Origin of the sequence: Paractinoplanes abujensis (assembly GCF_014204895.1) — a bacterium.
Lineage (GTDB): Bacteria > Actinomycetota > Actinomycetes > Mycobacteriales > Micromonosporaceae > Actinoplanes > Actinoplanes abujensis.
This window is the reverse complement of record NZ_JACHMF010000001.1, coordinates 3,647,512-3,663,608: the sequence shown is the minus strand read 5'-3', so window position 1 is coordinate 3,663,608 and position 16,097 is coordinate 3,647,512. Positions and strand designations below refer to the sequence as shown.

Annotated in this window: 16 protein-coding genes; 8 read left to right on the top strand and 8 right to left on the bottom strand. The window is 71.4% G+C overall.

The features are described 5' to 3' along the window. Window positions 1-19 precede the first annotated feature (19 nt). From BKA14_RS16275 to BKA14_RS16255, 5 genes are all read right to left on the bottom strand, one after another. Window positions 20-1,186: an ROK family transcriptional regulator gene (locus tag BKA14_RS16275; protein ID WP_184951781.1), complete on the bottom strand. Its 1,167-nt coding sequence runs from the start codon at window positions 1,184-1,186 to the stop codon at window positions 20-22. 79 nt (window positions 1,187-1,265) lie between these two features. Continuing rightward, on the bottom strand, window positions 1,266-2,762 hold the full coding sequence (locus BKA14_RS16270; protein ID WP_184951780.1) for a glycoside hydrolase family 36 protein: 1,497 nt from the start codon (window positions 2,760-2,762) through the stop codon (window positions 1,266-1,268). Window positions 2,763-2,819: 57 nt separating this feature from the next. Continuing rightward, window positions 2,820-4,169, bottom strand: coding sequence for an ABC transporter substrate-binding protein (locus tag BKA14_RS16265; protein WP_184951779.1), 1,350 nt, complete (start codon window positions 4,167-4,169; stop codon window positions 2,820-2,822). Window positions 4,170-4,193: 24 nt separating this feature from the next. Then, on the bottom strand, window positions 4,194-5,057 hold the full coding sequence (locus BKA14_RS16260; protein WP_239093764.1) for a carbohydrate ABC transporter permease: 864 nt from the start codon (window positions 5,055-5,057) through the stop codon (window positions 4,194-4,196). An 11-nt stretch (window positions 5,058-5,068) separates the two neighbouring features. Then, window positions 5,069-5,950, bottom strand: a complete 882-nt coding sequence (locus tag BKA14_RS16255) for a carbohydrate ABC transporter permease (RefSeq protein ID WP_184951778.1) — start codon at window positions 5,948-5,950, stop codon at window positions 5,069-5,071. Between the two features lie 132 nt (window positions 5,951-6,082). On the opposite strand from BKA14_RS16255, the gene BKA14_RS16250 reads away from it, so the two are divergent. Beyond that, window positions 6,083-7,978, top strand: a complete 1,896-nt coding sequence (locus tag BKA14_RS16250) for a DUF4832 domain-containing protein (protein WP_184951777.1) — start codon at window positions 6,083-6,085, stop codon at window positions 7,976-7,978. 11 nt (window positions 7,979-7,989) lie between these two features. After that, window positions 7,990-9,339 carry a DUF4832 domain-containing protein gene (locus BKA14_RS16245; protein ID WP_184951776.1) on the top strand — a complete coding sequence of 450 codons (1,350 nt, stop codon included), beginning with the start codon at window positions 7,990-7,992 and terminating at the stop codon, window positions 9,337-9,339. A 92-nt stretch (window positions 9,340-9,431) separates the two neighbouring features. Here BKA14_RS16245 and BKA14_RS16240 read toward each other — a convergent pair whose 3' ends face one another. Together BKA14_RS16240 and BKA14_RS16235 are read right to left on the bottom strand one after the other, a co-directional pair. Continuing rightward, window positions 9,432-9,629: a DUF2795 domain-containing protein gene (locus BKA14_RS16240; RefSeq protein WP_184951775.1), complete on the bottom strand. Its 198-nt coding sequence runs from the start codon at window positions 9,627-9,629 to the stop codon at window positions 9,432-9,434. Between the two features lie 91 nt (window positions 9,630-9,720). Then, complete coding sequence (locus BKA14_RS16235; RefSeq protein WP_184951774.1) at window positions 9,721-10,530, bottom strand: SDR family oxidoreductase; 810 nt, start codon at window positions 10,528-10,530, stop codon at window positions 9,721-9,723. Between the two features lie 97 nt (window positions 10,531-10,627). Between BKA14_RS16235 and BKA14_RS16230 the strand changes: the two genes are divergently transcribed. The 6 genes from BKA14_RS16230 (at window position 10,628) to BKA14_RS16205 (ending at window position 15,438) form a co-directional block, all read left to right on the top strand. Then, window positions 10,628-11,239 (top strand): SGNH/GDSL hydrolase family protein, encoded by a 612-nt coding sequence (locus BKA14_RS16230; protein ID WP_184951773.1) that lies wholly within the window; start codon window positions 10,628-10,630, stop codon window positions 11,237-11,239. Window positions 11,240-11,307: 68 nt separating this feature from the next. Then, window positions 11,308-11,988 (top strand): methyltransferase domain-containing protein, encoded by a 681-nt coding sequence (locus BKA14_RS16225; RefSeq protein ID WP_239093766.1) that lies wholly within the window; start codon window positions 11,308-11,310, stop codon window positions 11,986-11,988. Then, window positions 11,985-12,314 (top strand): hypothetical protein, encoded by a 330-nt coding sequence (locus BKA14_RS16220; protein WP_221477275.1) that lies wholly within the window; start codon window positions 11,985-11,987, stop codon window positions 12,312-12,314. Before BKA14_RS16225 ends, BKA14_RS16220 begins: the two co-directional genes overlap by 4 nt. After that, the gene (locus BKA14_RS16215) at window positions 12,314-13,114 is read left to right on the top strand and encodes a nitroreductase family protein (protein WP_184951771.1); all 801 of its coding nucleotides are present in this window, start codon (window positions 12,314-12,316) and stop codon (window positions 13,112-13,114) included. Before BKA14_RS16220 ends, BKA14_RS16215 begins: the two co-directional genes overlap by 1 nt. Before the next feature lie 81 nt (window positions 13,115-13,195). Then, window positions 13,196-14,146, top strand: coding sequence for an SDR family oxidoreductase (locus tag BKA14_RS16210; RefSeq protein ID WP_184951770.1), 951 nt, complete (start codon window positions 13,196-13,198; stop codon window positions 14,144-14,146). Next, complete coding sequence (locus BKA14_RS16205) at window positions 14,143-15,438, top strand: MFS transporter (protein WP_203723024.1); 1,296 nt, start codon at window positions 14,143-14,145, stop codon at window positions 15,436-15,438. Before BKA14_RS16210 ends, BKA14_RS16205 begins: the two co-directional genes overlap by 4 nt. Here the strand turns inward: BKA14_RS16205 and BKA14_RS16200 are convergent. After that, window positions 15,435-16,076, bottom strand: a complete 642-nt coding sequence (locus tag BKA14_RS16200; RefSeq protein WP_184951769.1) for a fasciclin domain-containing protein — start codon at window positions 16,074-16,076, stop codon at window positions 15,435-15,437. The genes BKA14_RS16205 and BKA14_RS16200 overlap by 4 nt on opposite strands. Between the last annotated feature and the right edge of the window lie 21 nt (window positions 16,077-16,097).

The following is a 16,097-nucleotide window of genomic DNA, read 5'->3' as shown; positions in this document are numbered from 1 at the left end:
GCCGCATGTCGGCGACGGGTCAGCGGCGGGGTGCGACCGGTGCCGAGAGCCCACCGCCGAACAGGCGCTGGTCGACCTCGTTGAGCGACAGTTTGAGCGCGCCGAGCGCGACCGAGTCCGCCCCCAGCGTCGAGGCGCGCACCTCCGGCATGCGCAGGCACAGCCGTTCCAGTTCGCGGCGCAACGGCTCCAGCACCAGGTCGGCCGAGCGGGAGAAGCCGCCGCCGAAGACGACGACCTGCGGGTCGAGCGTCAGCACGAGCGCGGCGGCGCCGATCGCCAGGTCCTTGACGTAGCGGTTGACGGCCGTACGGGCGGCCTTGTGCCCGTCGCGGGCGGCGTTGAACACCCAGGCCGCCGCGTCGTCGGGCCCGACGGAGTCCGGCACGCCGGGGCAGTTCTGCAGGTGCTCGGGGGCGTTGAGCCAGCGCACGTTCTTCAGGGCGCCGATCTCGCCGGCTGCCCCGCCGAAGCCCCGGCGCAGCACCCCGTCGATGATCAGCCCGGCGCCGGTGCGCAGGCCGGCCAGCAGATAGACGATGTCGTCGGCGTCGGTGGCGGCGCCCTGCCACTGCTCGCCCAGGGCGGCCAGCTTGCAGTCGTTCTCGATGACGATCGGGCACGCGAACCGGCCGGCCAGGTGCGTGGTGAGGTCGACGCTCTGCCAGCCCGGCAGGGGAGTGAAGAAGCTGGTGCGCCCGGTGGAGTCGACGGCGCCGGTGACCGCGACGGTGACGGCCCAGATGTCGGTGGGCGTCTTGCCGGCCTGAGCCAGGCAGTCGGTGACGACCGCGTCGAGCTCGGCCAGCCGCTCGGCCGGCCCGGCCTGGGCGTCGACGGCGTGGCGCACGCTGCGCACGATGGTGCCGTCCAGGTCGGCCAGCAGCGCCAGTATCTTGTGCACGCCGACGTCGACGCCGAGCACGTGCCCGGCCCCGGCCCGGAACCGGTAGCGGCGGGCCGGGCGTCCGACGGAGCTGCTGGCGCCCGGCTCGATGACGCTGGCCCAGCCGTCGGTGACCAGCCCCTGCGCGATCACGTCGACGGCGGGCCGGGACAGACCCGTACGGCGGGACAGCTCGGTGACGGTGGACGGCGGGTGGTCGCGCAGGGCCCGCACGATGCTCAGCGAGTTGAGCTCGCGCAGGCGGGGCAGGTCCGCGCCGGTCGTGGTCGCCTCGGTCAAGGTTTCCTTCCCGGTTGGCTACGCCAGGCACCCGGACAGGTGCTCCAGGCGCCAAATATACTTCGAGCTTTACAAAGGGTCAGGAGATCGGGTACGCCTGGGCGGCCGGGGTGACGACCGGGGTGAAGTCGGCTTCCCGGCCGTCGACGGTGAACCGGTAGCGGTCGAGCCGGCTGATCTCGGGCCGGGCCGCGAGGTAGGCGGTCATGTCGTCGAGCTGGGCCGGGGTGAGCCAGCTGGGCGGATCGGACACGGCGCGGAAGCCGCAGACGTCGGCGAGATCGCGCAGCCAGCCCAGCTGCTGGTCGGTGAGCAGGTTGAGCCGGCTGCGGAAATAGACCACGTCCGGGTCCACCTCGGCCAGCGGCTGGTGCCACAGCCGGTGCAGCGTGTTGACCACGGCGTTGCGGGCCATGGCGTCGGACGGGTCGTCGCTGGCGTAGTTCTGCCACATCGGCGCGACGTCCGGGCCGCTGCGCAGACCGTCGAGCAGCCCGAGCGAGGGCAGCAGGAGGGCGCCGCTGCCGAGCAGATAGACATCGTCCCCGGCGACCTCCCGTACGGCGGTCAGGGCGTCGCGGTAGGTCTGTTCCCGCTCGGCGTCACCGGCGCGGACCCCGGGCACGGCGCCGGCGTTGATGAAGTCGAGCTTGAGATACCGGAAACCCCATTCGTGCACGACCCGGTGGATGAGCTCGCGGACGTGCTCGAGGGCTTCGGGGCGGGACAGGTCGAGGGCGTGGTAGCCGGTGCCCCAGTTGTGGCCGGCGATCACCGGCGCGCCCGCCGTGTCGCGCAGCAGCAGGCCGGGGTTCTCCTGCGCGAACCGGGAGCCGGGCAGCGCGATGAACGGGGCCAGCCACAGCCCGGGGACCAGGCCGGCGTCGCTGATCCGGCCGGCCAGGGCCGCCATGCCGGACGGGAACTTGTCGTTGGGCTGCCAGTCGCCGACCGCCCGCTCCCAGCCGTCGTCGATCTGGGCCACGTCGAACGGCAGCCCGGTCAGGTCCTTGAGGTCCTTGGCCAGTTGCTGCTCGGTGACGGTCTCGTAGTACGCGTACCAGGAGCACCAGACGTTGCCCGCGCGCCGGTCGCGGCGGCCCAGCCGCTCGCCCAGCTGCCGGGTGTAGGCGGCGAACACCTCGGGCTCCGGGCCGTAGGCCAGGAACCAGGGTGCCGCGCCGTGCTCGTACCAGCCGGCCAGGGTGTCCCGGTCGGCCTGCAGTCGCGGCACGCCCAGGCCGAGCGCGCCGAGCAGCAGGACGTTGCCGTCGCCGGCGTCGAGGGCGGCCACCGCGGAGGAGTGGTGGCGGGCCGGGTCGTCCCAGGCGTCGTCGTCGGCGGTGACCCGTCGCCGCGGGTCGGCGATGCGCAGCGGCGGCTCGGACAGGCGGCGCCAGCCGCACGGGCTCCAGGAGTTCTGCCCGTGACGGTAGAACAGGGCGTCGCCCAGGCCGTGCAGCAGCGCGACGCGGCCCGGTGGCAGGATCAGGCCTCCGTCGGCGAGCTCGGGACGGCCCGGGCCCTCGTGGTCGAGGGCGACGGTGCGGCCGGCGAGCTCGAGGAGCAGTGCCATGGTTCTCCTTTGCGCGGGCGCGGCGGGACGGGCCCGCCGCGCCAGTGGTGGTGACGGTTATTTGAAGAGGGCGTTGACCTGGTCGTTGGCCTTCTTCAGGGCGGTGGCGGAGTCGCTCTGACCGAGCACCGCCGACTGAATGGCGTCCTGCACGGTCTGGCTCACCTCGTTGCCGTGCTCGGTGATGGGCAGGAAGAAGGTGCCGCCGGGAGCCTGTGCCTCGTCCACGAACACCTGCACGTCACGGTTCTTGGCCTTGTGCGCGGCCAGGGCCTTCTCGCCCGCGCCCTTGACGGCGGGGAAGACGACGCCGTTGCCGCCGACGATGTTCTGGCAGTCGGCCGAGCCCAGGAACTTGACCCACTTCCAGGCCTGATCCTTGTGCTCGGTGCCGGCCCAGATCGCGTCGGACAGACCGTTGATAGCGGTCTTGCGGCCCTGGGGCCCGGCCGGCACCGGGGCGAACGCGAACGTCGCCTTGGCGTCGTCGCCCAGGTAGGTGTTGATCGTCCACGAGCCGGCGAAGCTGATGGCGCCCTTGCCCGCGCCCATCAGGGTGTCGCGGCTGAGAGTGGAGTTCTTGTCGAGCGCGGGGCTGTAGCCCTTGGCGATCAGCGACTTGAACCAGTCGATGGTGGCGGCCAGGGCGGGGTCGTCGTACTTGTACCGCGTACCCCAGGGGTTCCGGTCGAGGTAGGTGAAGCCGTTGGCGGCGGCCAGGTTGCCCCAGCCGTTCTGGCCCTGCGAACCGTCGGCCCACTCGGGCAGATACCCGTACACCTTGACCTTGGTCTTGTCGAAGGCGGGATCGAGCCCGTTCTTGCCGGCGGCGTCGACGGTGGCCTTGGCGATGAGCTTCTCGAAGGTGCCGCCGTCGGTGGGGTTCCATGACAGGTCGGCCAGGTCGGTGGCCTTGATGCCCTGCTTCGCCAGGTGGTCCACGTTGTAGACCAGCGCCATGGTGTCCCAGTCCTTCGGCAGGCCGTACCGCTTGCCGTCCTTGGTGAACAGCTCGGCCAGCCCGGACTGGTACTGGGTGACGTCGACCTTGTCGGCGTCGACGTACGGCTGGATGTCGAGGATCTGGTTGGACTTGACGAACTGCGGATAGTACGAGCCCTGATTGGTCCACACGTCCGGGGCGTCACCCGAGGCGAGCTGGGTGGTCAGGTTCTGCCAGTACTGATCCCACGCCGACTGGGTGATCTGGATCTTGATGGTCGGGTTGGCCGCGGTGAACGCATCGGCGCAGGCCTGATAGGACGCCTTCTGGTTGTCGTCCCAGAGCCAGTAGTCGAGGGTGACGGCGTCGCCGCCGCTGTCGCTGTCGCCGCCGGAGCAGGCGGCCAGTCCGGTGAGGACGGTCAGCGACAGCAGCGCGGCCGCGGCCCGGTTTCTGCGGGTCATCTCGTTCTCTTTTCGACGGGAGGGTTACTTGCTTCCGGTGAAGTTGAGCGACTGGACGAGACGCTTGCCCATGAGGACGAGCAGGACGGCGACCGGGACGACCGACAGCGTCGAGGCCGCCATCAGTCCGGTCCAGTCGGGCTGGGTGTTCGGCGACTGCTGGAGGAAGACGCCGAGGGCGACGGTGACCAGGCGGTTCTGCTCCCCGCGGCCGACCAGCAGCGGCCACAGGAAGTCCTTCCAGGCCCAGACGGTGGTGGTGAGTCCGATGGTGATCAGCGGGCCGCGGCTCATCGGCAGCGCGATCCGCCAGAAGATGCCCCAGGGCCCGTTGCCGTCGAGGATGGCGGCCTCCTCGACGTCGCGCGGCAGCGACAGGAAGAACTGACGCAGGAAGAACACCGCGAACGGGGTCATCAGCAGCGTGGGCGCGACCATGCCGGCCATCGTGTTGATCAGCCCGAGGTCTTTGACGAGGATGAAGTTCGGCAGCAGGGTGAAGATCGGCGGCACCATGAGGGCGCTGATGACGACGGCGAACACCAGGTCGCGTCCGGGGAAGCGCAGACGCGCGAACGCGTACCCCGCCATGGCGCAGAACAGTGTCTGGAAAGCCGCGATCAGCGTGCAATAGATGATCGAGTTGAGGATGTAGCGGGCGAAGTCGATGTGGGCGCCGGAACCGCCGGCCGCGCGGGCCTCGGCCTCGCTGGTCAGGCCGAGCACGCGGGCGAAGTTGATCAACGTCGGGTCGCGGGGCAGCAGGCCGGCGTTGTCGGTGAGCAGGTCGCCGGCCGGGGTCAGAGCCGTACGGATCATCCACCAGAACGGGAAGAGGGTGGCCACGACGATCACGGCCAGGACGGTCCAGCCGAGGAATTTGCGCACGGGATCCGTCCTCACGCCAGGTCCGAGCGGGACGCCCGCAGCAGGCGCATCTGTACCGCGGTGAGCGCGCCGAGGATCAGCGCGAGGAAGACGGCGGCCGCCGACGCGTAGCCCATCTGGAAGTACGAGAAGGCCTGCTGATAGATGAAGTAGTAGAGGACCCGGGTGGCCCCGGCCGGGTCGCCCTGGGTGGTGACGGCGATGGTGTCGAAGATCTGGAACGAGCCGATGAGCGAGACCACGAGCACCAGCGCCAGCACGGGACGCAGCAGCGGCAGGGTGATGGCACGGAACATGCGCCACTCGCCGGCGCCGTCGATCGCGGCGCTCTCGTAGAGGTATTGCGGTATCTGCAGCATCCCGGCGTAGAGCAGCAGCGCGGTGTAACCCGTGTAGGCCCAGGTGTTGATCGCGGCGATCGACGGCAGGGCCAGCGCCGCGTCGGTCAGGAACCCGACCGGCCCCACCCCGAGCGCGGTGAGCAGATGGTTGACGAAGCCGAGGTTGGTGTCGAGCAGCCACATCCACAGCAGACCGACCGTGACGTTGGGCACCAGCCAGGGCAGCAGCAGCGTCGCGCGCAGCACGACCGATCGGGTCAGCCGGTGCATGAGCGCCGCCACGAGCAGGGCCAGCACGGTCTGCGATCCGATGTTGAGGACCACGTACCAGAGCGTGACCAGCAGCGAGCGCCAGAACTGGCTGTCGTGCACCAGCCGGTCGTAGTTGTCCGCACCCACGAACGCCGGGGTGCCGAGCATGGTGTAGTCGGTGACCGAGTACCAGGCGCCGCGGATCGCCGGGTACCCGTAGAACACGGTGAACCCGGCCAGCACCGGCGCCAGGAACCACCACGCCGCGCGGCGGTCGTCGCGCCGTCTCGTTGAGCTCATCCTCGCCTCTGCTTCGTCTCGCCGGTTGGCTCTTGCCAGCCGCCCCGTTGTCGAATAATGATGTAGACCTTCGATATTTTGTCAATACCTCTTCGTAATCCCCGGGCAACACACGACCCTCGGAGACCGACAATGAGAAGATCGCTCGGTGCCGCCGTTCTCGGCGCCGTCCTCGCCCTCGCCCCCGTCACCGCAGCTGCGGCCGCCCCGGCCGGACCGCCCCCACGACCCCCGGCGTCACCCGCCCCCGACCCCGCCCTGACCGCCCATCCACTGGCCGCGGCCCCGGGCCCGGTCGACAACCCGCTCAAGGGCTGGGCGAAGTTCTACAACCCCGGCAGCAACCAGAACGTCGGCTATCCGCACTCGCTGACCTGGGGCTACTTCGGCCTGTCGGAGATCATGACCAGCGCGTCGACCTGCGGCAGCTACAACTGGTCGATCGTCGACAGCATGCTGGCCGAGACCGCCGCCAACGGGAACCAGGCCGCGATCCGGGTCTACCTGACCTATCCCGGCGGCACGGGCAGCCACCCGGCCAACGCCATCCCGCCCTGCTTCAACGGCAACGTCGCCAACCGCTCCGACACGTACTGGAACGTGACCCACCCCGACTACAACAGCCCGTTCGCCCTCAACGCCCTGCGCGGCTTCATCACCGCGTTCGGCGCCCGCTACGACGGCGATCCCCGGCTCGGCTTCGTGCACCTGGGGCTGGTCGGGCTCTGGGGCGAGTGGCACACCTGGCCGTACGACAGCGACACCGCCGACGGCCGCCCCGACTACATGCCGACGGCCGCCAACGGCGCCCAGCTGATTGCCGCCTACGACGCGGCGTTCAACCGCACCAAGCTCGAAGTCCGCTACCCCGACGTGGCCGGTGGGGCCGCCAACAGCCGGGACATCGGCTACCACGACGACTCGTTCTGCTTCCGCGAGGGCTCACCGTTGCAAGGCGTCACCCTGCCCGTCTCGATGGGCGGCGCCTCCTACTCACACCTGGAGCGCACGCTGGCCGCCGGGGTCGAGAACAAGTGGATCACCAGCTCGATCGGCGGCGAGCTGCGGCCCGAGATCCAGTCGACGGCCTTCACGTCGTGGCCCGACGGTTCCGGGGCGGTGGACAACCTCAAGGCCTGCATCGAGTTGCTGCACCCGAGCTGGATGATCAACGAGCAGAGCGGCGCCTACTCCGCCACCGACGCCAACGTCGCCGCCGCCGTCCGGCTGATGGGGTACAACCTCACCGTCGACAACGCGTACTACCGCGACACCGCTAGCGGGGCCACCACCGTCGGCGTGCGGATCGCCAACACCGGCGTGGCGCCGTTCTCCTACCCCTGGAAAGTCGTCCTCGGCCTCAAGAACAGCAGCGGCGCCGTGGTGCGCACCTTCGACACCCCGTGGGACCTGCGGACCGTGCAGCCGCTGAGCATCCGCAACTTCCCCGACTGGAACGCGGGCGGCGGCTACCGCGACTTCGGGCACCGGCAGTACTTCCAGCACGGCGTCGACCTCTCCGGCCTGGCCGACGGCTCGTACCAGTGGGTGCTGCGGGTGCAGAACCCGCTCGAGGCGGTCAACGCCGGCGCCAAGAAGCTGCGCTTCGCCAACGCGGCCCAGCAGGCCGACGGCTGGCTCGGTCTGGGGCCGGTCACCGTCGGCGCCGGCCCGTCCGGACCGTCCAGTCACGAGGCCGAGGCCGCGACCCGCACCGGCGGAGCCGCGGTCAGCGCGTGCGCGGCCTGCTCGGGCGGGCAGAAGGTCGGCTGGCTGGGCAACGGGGCCACGCTCACCTTCCCGGGCATCACCGGCGGCGGCCCGAGAACTGTCACGGTGCACTACCTGACCGCCGAGACCCGCACCGCCACCGTCAACGGGCAGACCGTCACGTTCGGCGCCACCGGCAGCTGGGACACGGTCGGCACGGCCGCCGTCACGCTCACCCTGCCCGCCGGCACCACCACGATCACCGTCGCCAACCCCGGCGGCTGGGCGCCCGACATCGACCGCATCACCGTCAGCTGAGGAATGCCACCATGCGCAGAATGCTCGTCCTTGCCCTCGCCCTGATCCTGTCCCCGGGCGCCGCACCCGCCGTGGCCGGGCCCGCCGCCACCGGCTGGAAGCCGCTGGCCTACACCGCCGCGCCGGTCGACAACCCGCTCAAAGGGTTCATGCCGTTCGCCGGTGACTACCGGACCTTCCCGCACAGCATGGAATGGTTCTACCTGCCGTTACGCGACATCATGACCGGGCCCCGGCAGTTCCGCTGGGACGCCGTCGACCAGCAACTCGACGCCATCGCGGCCCGCGGCCACCAGGGCGTGTTCCGCATCTACCTCGACTATCCGGGCCGTCCCACCGGCATTCCGCAGTACCTGCTCGACGCCGGCCTTGTCACCCGCCCGTACCCCGACTTCGGCAACAACGGTGTCAGCGTGGCCCCCGACTGGAACGACCCGCGCCTGGTGGCCGCCCTGGAAAGCTTCATCACCGCGCTCGGGCGCCGCTACGACGGCGACCCGCGGATCGGGTTCATCACGCTGGGCCTGATCGGGTTCTGGGGTGAATGGCACACCTGGCCGTACGACGGGACCACCCAGCCGGAGAACTGGATGCCCACCACCGAGGTCCAGACCCGGGTGCTGCGGCGCTACGAAGCCGCGTTCGGTACCACCCGGCTGCTGGCGCGATACCCCAGCCCGCAGAACAAGGACCTGAACATCGGCTACCACGACGACTCGTTCGCCTTCGAGACGCTGCCCACCCAGCCCTGGCACTTCGTGCAGCGCCTGACCGACGAGGGGGTCACCGGCAAGTGGCAGCGTGAGCCCGTCGGTGGTGAACTGCGCCCGGAGATCCAGCCCTGCCTCTTCGAGGACCCGATCAGCTGCCCCCAGTACGAGAGCTACGCCGACTCGGTGGCTCAGACCCACGCCTCGTGGCTGATCAACCACGCCGCCTTCGCCGGCGCCGGGTACACCGGCCCGGAATATCAGCGCGCCCTGTCCGCGGCCCGATCCCTGGGGTACGAGCTGACCGTCACCGAGGCGGCGGTCGGGCGGGAGCGGGTGTCGATCCGCGTCGCCAACCGCGGCACCGCGCCGTTCTACTACGCCTGGCCGGCCGAACTAGCCGCGGTCGACCGCACGGGCCGCGTCGTGCGGCGCTGGGCGGCCCCGTGGACCGTGGCCGGCATCCAGCCCGGTCAGCCTCCCGTGCAGCGGTCGGCCCGGATCGACACCGGCGGCCTGCGCGACGGCCGATACACCATCGTGCTGCGCGTGCCCAACCCGATGCGTGGCGGCATCCCGCTCCGCTTCGCCAACACCGCCCAGAACACCAGTACGGGCTGGCTCACCCTGGGCACGATCACCCACCGGTAGCGGTCGCCGGCCCGGCTCGTCGCCGGCTGGGCGGGGAGCGGCGGGGCGCCGCGGGCGAGCCGCCGCCACCCTGCCGGTGGTCGGGCGGCTCGTCAGGCGCAACCGGTCCGCAAGCGGTCGCGCACGTCGACCAGGTTCCGGTAGATCCCGACGGGCAACGCCGCGATCACGTCGACCGTACGGTCGTCGGCGGCCTGCTGCCGGGCGTGGTTGATCAGGTCTTGCCGATTGGCGGGGAAGCCGGCCGACCGCAGCGCGCCGGCCACCACGTCCCACTGAGTGCTGTCCATGCTGACGCCTTCCCACAGCCGTCGCGTTCTAACGCGCCGCGGGAGGCCCGGGCCGGCCTCGAGAGGGAGGGCCGGCCTCGTGGGGCCCGCCTCAGCCGTTGCGCCACTCACCGGAGGTCAGGTGCGAACCGGCCTGCGGGCCCATCAGCAGCATGCCGCCGTCGACCACGTAGGACGAGCCGGTGACGTAGGCCGCGGCCGGACCGGCCAGCATCGCCACCACGGCGGCGACCTCGTTGGCGTCACCCGGCCGGCCCGCGGGGATGCCCGGCCGGTCGACGGTGTGCGGGTCGACGTCCTCGTTGCCGGTCATCTCGGTGGCGATCTCACCCGGCGCGACCGCGTTGACAGTGATCCCGTCGGCCGCCAGCTCCTGTGCCATCACCTTGGTCAGCAGCCCGAGGCCGCCCTTGGCCGCGCAGTACGCGCCGGCGCCGACACGGGGGGCGTGCTCGTGCACGCTGGTGATGTTGATGATCCGGCCACCGCGCCCGGCGGCCCGCATGCGGCGGGCGGCGCGCTGCGCGCACAGGAACGGCCCGTCCAGATCGACCGCGAGCACCTCACGCCACTGCTCGTAACCGGTGTCCACCACCGGTGCCGAGATGCCGGTGCCCGCGCAGTTGACCAGCACCCCCAGACCGCCCAGCGCGTCGGCCAGCTCGTCCACGACGGCGGCGGCCCCCGGCAGGCCGGTCAGGTCGAGCGCCCGTACGTCGGCCCGCCGCCCGGCCGCCCGCACCTTCTCGGCCGTGCTCTCCGCGCCCGCCTTGTCCGACCGGTACGTCACGCCGACGTCGAAGCCGGCCTGGGCCAGCGCGACCGCGATCGCCTCGCCGATTCCCGAGTCGGAGCCGGTGACCACGGCCACCCGGTCGTAGTCGGTGTAACGCTGCGCCATCTCGTTCTCCTGTGCCTGGGGTTCCGCTGGGTTCTGCGCAGGCGTACCCGTGATTCGCCGCGGGAAGCGACCGGGCGGCCGGGAAGTTGAACAAGGCGTGACACTCAAGTTCGCGATTTTCGGCGACTCGATCGCCTACGGCCAGGGTGCCTCGTCGGCTGCCGACACGCCTGCGCAGCGCCTCTCGGCCGATATGACCGTCCATGACCTGCCCAACGAGGTCCGGGTCTTCGCCGTGCCCGGAGCCCAGAGCCGTGACCTGCCAGCCCAGGTGGAGCGGGGCCTCGCGTGGCGCCCGCAGCTGGCGCTGATCATCATCGGGGCCAACGACCTCACCCGCCTGGTGCCGCCCGAGCAGGCTGCCGTTCAGCTCGCCGACGCGGTCCGGCGGCTGCGCGCGGGCGGCGCCGAGGTGGTGGTGGCGCCGGCGCCCGATCTGAGCGTGGTGCCGTGGGTGCCGCCGCAGATGCGGCTGGTCGTCCAGGCCGGCAGCCGGCTGCTGCACGACGCGCAGAGCCGGGCCGCCCGCGCCGAAGGGGCGCGGGTGGCGGACATCGGGATGACCTCGGCGGCCGGCTTCGCCGTCGACCCCGGCCTGTTCAGCGCCGACCGGTTCCACCCGTCCAGCGCCGGTTACGCCGTCATCGCGGGCGCACTGGCGGGCGCGGTCCGCGCGGCCGCGGTGGTGGCGCGGTCGTCACTCGGCTGACGGATTGACAACTGTGGTGCGCGGGTAGCCAGATGATCTCAGACGGGCGCGGGATCGGGGACAGCACCATGGGCAGGGACACGGTGTCGCGGGAGCTGATGGACGACCCCGGCTGCGACCTCGACCGGCTCGAACGGACCTACCGCCAGTTCACCACGGTCAACCGGCTGGTCTCGGGCTGGCGGCGGCTCTACCGGCGACGGATCCGGCCGAAGCTGGACACCCGGCGGCCGACGACGCTGCTCGACATCGGTTTCGGCGGCGGCGACATCTCCCGCGCGCTGAGCCGCTGGGCCGCCCGCGACGGGCTGCTGCTGCACACCACGGCCGTCGACCCCGACCCGCGCGCGCTGCGGCACGTGCGGCGGCTGCCGGCGGACGGAGTGCACTTCGAGCAGGCCTCGAGCGCGGACCTGGTCGCGCGGGGGGACACGTACGACCTGGTGACCTCCAACCATCTGCTGCACCACCTGGACGCGGCCGAACTCGCCGCCCTGCTGGCCGACAGCGTGGCCCTGGCCCGCCGCCTGGTCATCCACAACGACCTGGCGCGCGGGCACGTCGGCTACGGCCTGTACGCCGCGGCCACGCTGCCGTTCGCCCGCCGCTCGTTCGTCCACCAGGACGGACTGCTCTCCATCCGCCGCAGCTACCGGCGCGCCGAGCTGCAGGCGGCCGTCCCGCCGGAGTGGCGGGTCACGCCGATGATCCCGCAACGCCTGCTGCTCACCTGGGAGGCCGACCGTTGACGACCCGCATCCTGGTCACCGCAGCCGCCACGAGCTACGTGGCCAACGCCGCCTTCGGCGCGGCTGTCGCCACCGGGGTGGTCGACAACGCGCGCATCCGCTGGGTGCATCACGCCCTGTTCAGCGCGACGGCGTCGCTGACCGTGCTCGCCGTGGCCGCGGCCGCACGGGAGCGCCGGCCCGCTGGTCTGGCCCTGCTGCCCGCGCTGGGGCCGCTGGCCGTCCTCCCGTACGCCGGTGGCCGCCTGCGCCGGCACGCCACCCTGGCCGCGTCGGCCGCACCGGCGTACGGGGCCGCTCTTGTTTCCGTCTGGAGGAGTCACTGATGGAGTTTCTCGATGTCGTGCGCCGCCGCCGGACCACCAACGGCGCTTTCCTGCCCGACCCGGTGGCCGAGGAACACCAGCGGCTGCTGATGGAGGTGGCCGGGCGGGCGCCGTCGCAGCTGAACAGCCAGCCGTGGCGGTTCGTGATCGTGGAGGAACGCCCGACGATCGAGGCCATCGCCCGGATCAGCGGGCAGAGCATGACCGAGGCGATGTCCAACGGCACGTTCTTCGAGCGCTACAAGCCGTACTTCCGGTTCAGCAAGGAAGAGATGGAACGCCGCCGCGACGGGATGCTGTTCGACAAGTTGCCCGCCCCGCTGCGCCCGTTCACCAGCCAGGTCTTCACCAGCCGCGGGCAGAAGCTGATGAACGCCATGCGGGTGCCGCAGACCCTGGGGGAGGAGAACCGCAAACTCGTCGCCGGCTCGCCGCTGCTGCTGGGCGTGATGCTCGACCGCTCCGAGTACCGGCCCGGTGAGCTGTCCTCGTTCTACTCGGTGTTCAGCATGGGCGCGGCCATGGAGAACCTCTGGCTGACCACCGTCGAGCTCGGCATGGGCATCCAGTTCGTGTCGTTCCCGATGGAGGTGCCCGGCCGCTGGGACGAGATCGTCAAGCTGCTCGCGGTGCCGGACGACCTGGAGCTGATGGCCGTCTACCGGCTCGGCTACCTGCCCGCCGAGCAGCGCCGCCCACCCATCGACTGGACCAGCGACCAGCGCCGCCTGCCGTCGCAGTACGTCTTCCGCGGCACCTGCGCGACCCCGCAGGAGGGCTGGGACTCCACCGGCCGATGATCGGGGAGCCTCGGATCGGCAGGCCCTGGATGCGTTCCGGAATGTGCACGAATCTCGGAGGCAACCGAGAGGAGCCGCACCATGGCACGCACCACGATCGACATCAATCTCCCCGACCTGACCGGCCGCCGGGTCGTGATCACCGGGGGCAGCGACGGGATGGGCCTGGTCATGGCGGCCCGGCTGGCTGCGGCGGGCGCCGACCTGGTCCTGCCGGTGCGCAACCCGGCCAAGGGCGAGCGGGCCGTCGCGCGGATCCGGCAGAGCCATCCGGGCGCCACCGTCTCGCTGCGCGACCTCGATCTGTCGTCGTTGCGGTCGGTGGCGGCCCTGGGCGAGACCCTGCGGGCCGAGGGCCACCCGATCCACGTGCTGATCAACAACGCCGGGGTCATGCGGCCGCCGAACCGGCAGACCACTGCCGACGGGTTCGAGACCCAGTTCGGCACCAATCATCTGGGCCATTTCGCGCTGGTCGGGCACCTGCTGCCGTTGCTGCGGGCGGGCCGGGCCCGGGTCACCTCGCAGATCAGCGTGGCCGCCCGCCGCGGCACGATCACGTGGGACGACCTCAACGGGGAGCGGTCCTACAACGTCATGCGCGCCTACAGCCAGTCCAAGATCGCCTTCGGGCTGTTCGGCCTGGAGCTGCAGCGGCGCAGCGAGGCTCACGGCTGGGGCATCACCAGCAACCTCTCCCACCCCGGCGTGGCCCCGACCAGTCTGCTGGCCGCCCGCCCCGAGCTCGGCCGCGGCGCGAGCATCCCGCAGTACCGGCTCATCCAGGGCCTGTCGTCGCGCGGCATCCTGCTCGGCACGGTCGAGTCCGCCGGGCTGCCGGCGCTGATGGCCGCGACCGATCCCGCCGCCAAGCCCGGTGTGCTCTACGGGCCCAGCGGCCCGGGCCACCTCGGCGGGCGTCCGGCCGAGCAGCCGCTGTATCCGCCGCTGCGCAGCACCGCGGACGCGGTGCGTATCTGGGACGTCTCCGAGCGGCTCATCGGGACGCCCTTCCTGAGCGCGGCCGCGTGAGCCGGCCCCGCAGCCCCTGGTGGGTGGTCGTCGGGGCCGGTGTCGCGGCCGCCTTCGGGCCGCAGCTGTACCTGGCCTCGCTCGGCGTGTTCGTGGACCCGATCGCGGCCGACACGGGCTTCAGCCGGACGGCCGTGACCGCGGCCGCGTCCGTCGGCGCGTTCGGGATGGCGATCGGCATGCTGCTGGTGGCCCGGATCGTCGACCGCTTCGCCGCGCGCTACCTGCTCGTACCGGGATTCGTGCTGTTCGCGGTCTCGATGGCGCTGATCGGCCTGACCCCGGCCAACCCGGTGGTCTACCTCGTCCCCTGCTTCTTCGTGGGCCTCTTCGGGGCCGCGAGCATCGTGCCGGCCACCCGGGCGGTGGTGAGCTGGTTCGACAACAACCGGGCCCTGGCGGTCGGGGTGGTCACCGGGCTCATCGGCCTCGGCGCGGCCCTGGCCCCGCTGCTGGCCGGCGCGCTCATCGACGCCGTCGGCTGGCGTCTCGCGTACGGGGCAATGGCTTTGATCTCGGTGGTGGTGCCGCTGACCATGGTCACTCTGTTCGTGCGGGCCCGGGCCGAACGGCACGTCCGCGGCCGCCTGGTCGAGCAGACCCGGGTCGGCGGGCGCGACGTCAGCCTGGAGCTGCCCGGGCTGACGTTCGCGCAGGCGGTCCGGACCCGGCAGTTCTGGGGCATCGCGGCCGGGCTGGGCCTGGTCGGTGTGGTCGTCACCGGCCTGCAGGTGCACCTGGTGCCGATGATGACCGACCGCGGGCTGAGCGACGACCAGGCGGCCTCGCTGCTGGTCGTCTTCGGGCTGGCCTCGCTGGTCGGGCGGGTGGCGGGCGGCCTGATCATCGACCGGGTGCACGGCGCCGTCGTGGGGCCGATCGTGATGCTGGCCCCCGTCGTGGGTTTGTTCTTCCTGGACCTGCCGTACGCCGGTGCGGCCGCCGCGGTGGCGTTCATCGGCCTGGCCTTCGGCATCGAGGGCGACTTGCTGGCCGTGCTCATCAGCCGCTATCTCGGCATGCGCAGTTTCGGCCGGCTCGTCGGCTCGGTGCAGGCCGCGTTCATCCTCGGCTCGGCGTTCGGGCCGCTGCTGCTCGGGCTGGGCTACGACACGCTCGGCACCTACGACCCGGTCCTACCCGTCCTGATGGTGATCCTGGTGATCGGCGCGTTTCTGATCGCCACTCTGGGCCCGTACGCGTATCCGCCCGTCGCCGGGTTCGACCAGCTCGCCGCGCGCGACGAGCTGGCCGCCTCCGAGGTGTTGAGTGACGTAGCCGTGCGAGCTTAGGGCAGGTCGATCGGGCGCAGGACCCGGTCGATGCCGTGGGCGATCTGCTTGTTGCCCTTGTTGATGTCGAAGCGGTTGATCCGCGGGTTGCGGTCGCTGCGGTCGGCGTCGATCAGCGCGATCCGCTTGTGCCAGCGGCCGTAGACGTCCACCTTGATCGTGGCGCCGGTCGCGGTCTTGAGCTTGGCGCCGTCCGACTTGAGCGCGGCCTTGCGGGTGATCGTGGCGCCGGGGACGACGTGGTAGAGCAGCACCGACTCGACGGTGTTGATGCCCAGGCCGGCCACGGCGGTGAAGGCGGCCTTCTCGCCGGGCAGCCGCTTGGTGTGCTGGATGTCGGCCACGAGGCGGCGGAAGGCCAGGTCGTTGGGGATGAAGGCGGTGACCGGGGTCTTGCCGTCGGCCAGCACCTTGACCGGGCTGGCCGGCTTGGCCTTGAGGACGGCCAGCACGGCGGCGGTGAGGATGTCGTAGTCGTGGCCGTTGCGGTCGAAGCCGCTCTTGTCCGCGGTCAGCACGGCCGCGAGGGACTTGGTGCCCAGCGGTTTGGTCTTGCCGTGCGCGGAGGCCGGTGCGGCGGTGAGGGCGGAGGCGACGATCGCGGCGGTCGCGACGGCGGCGGCTCGGGTGAACCTCATCTTCGGGCGTCCTTTCCGGGT

Excerpts from the sequence above, each read along its gene's own strand:
- BKA14_RS16270 (WP_184951780.1), bottom strand. The coding sequence starts at position 2,762 with ATGGCACTGCTCCTCGAGCTCGCCGGCCGCACCGTCGCCCTCGACCAC.
- BKA14_RS16265 (WP_184951779.1), bottom strand. The coding sequence starts at position 4,169 with ATGACCCGCAGAAACCGGGCCGCGGCCGCGCTGCTGTCGCTGACCGTC.
- BKA14_RS16255 (WP_184951778.1), bottom strand. The coding sequence starts at position 5,950 with ATGAGCTCAACGAGACGGCGCGACGACCGCCGCGCGGCGTGGTGGTTC.
- BKA14_RS16250 (WP_184951777.1), top strand. The coding sequence starts at position 6,083 with ATGAGAAGATCGCTCGGTGCCGCCGTTCTCGGCGCCGTCCTCGCCCTC.
- BKA14_RS16245 (WP_184951776.1), top strand. The coding sequence starts at position 7,990 with ATGCGCAGAATGCTCGTCCTTGCCCTCGCCCTGATCCTGTCCCCGGGC.
- BKA14_RS16240 (WP_184951775.1), bottom strand. The coding sequence starts at position 9,629 with ATGGACAGCACTCAGTGGGACGTGGTGGCCGGCGCGCTGCGGTCGGCC.
- BKA14_RS16235 (WP_184951774.1), bottom strand. The coding sequence starts at position 10,530 with ATGGCGCAGCGTTACACCGACTACGACCGGGTGGCCGTGGTCACCGGC.
- BKA14_RS16225 (WP_239093766.1), top strand. The coding sequence starts at position 11,308 with ATGGGCAGGGACACGGTGTCGCGGGAGCTGATGGACGACCCCGGCTGC.
- BKA14_RS16215 (WP_184951771.1), top strand. The coding sequence starts at position 12,314 with ATGGAGTTTCTCGATGTCGTGCGCCGCCGCCGGACCACCAACGGCGCT.
- BKA14_RS16210 (WP_184951770.1), top strand. The coding sequence starts at position 13,196 with ATGGCACGCACCACGATCGACATCAATCTCCCCGACCTGACCGGCCGC.
- BKA14_RS16200 (WP_184951769.1), bottom strand. The coding sequence starts at position 16,076 with ATGAGGTTCACCCGAGCCGCCGCCGTCGCGACCGCCGCGATCGTCGCC.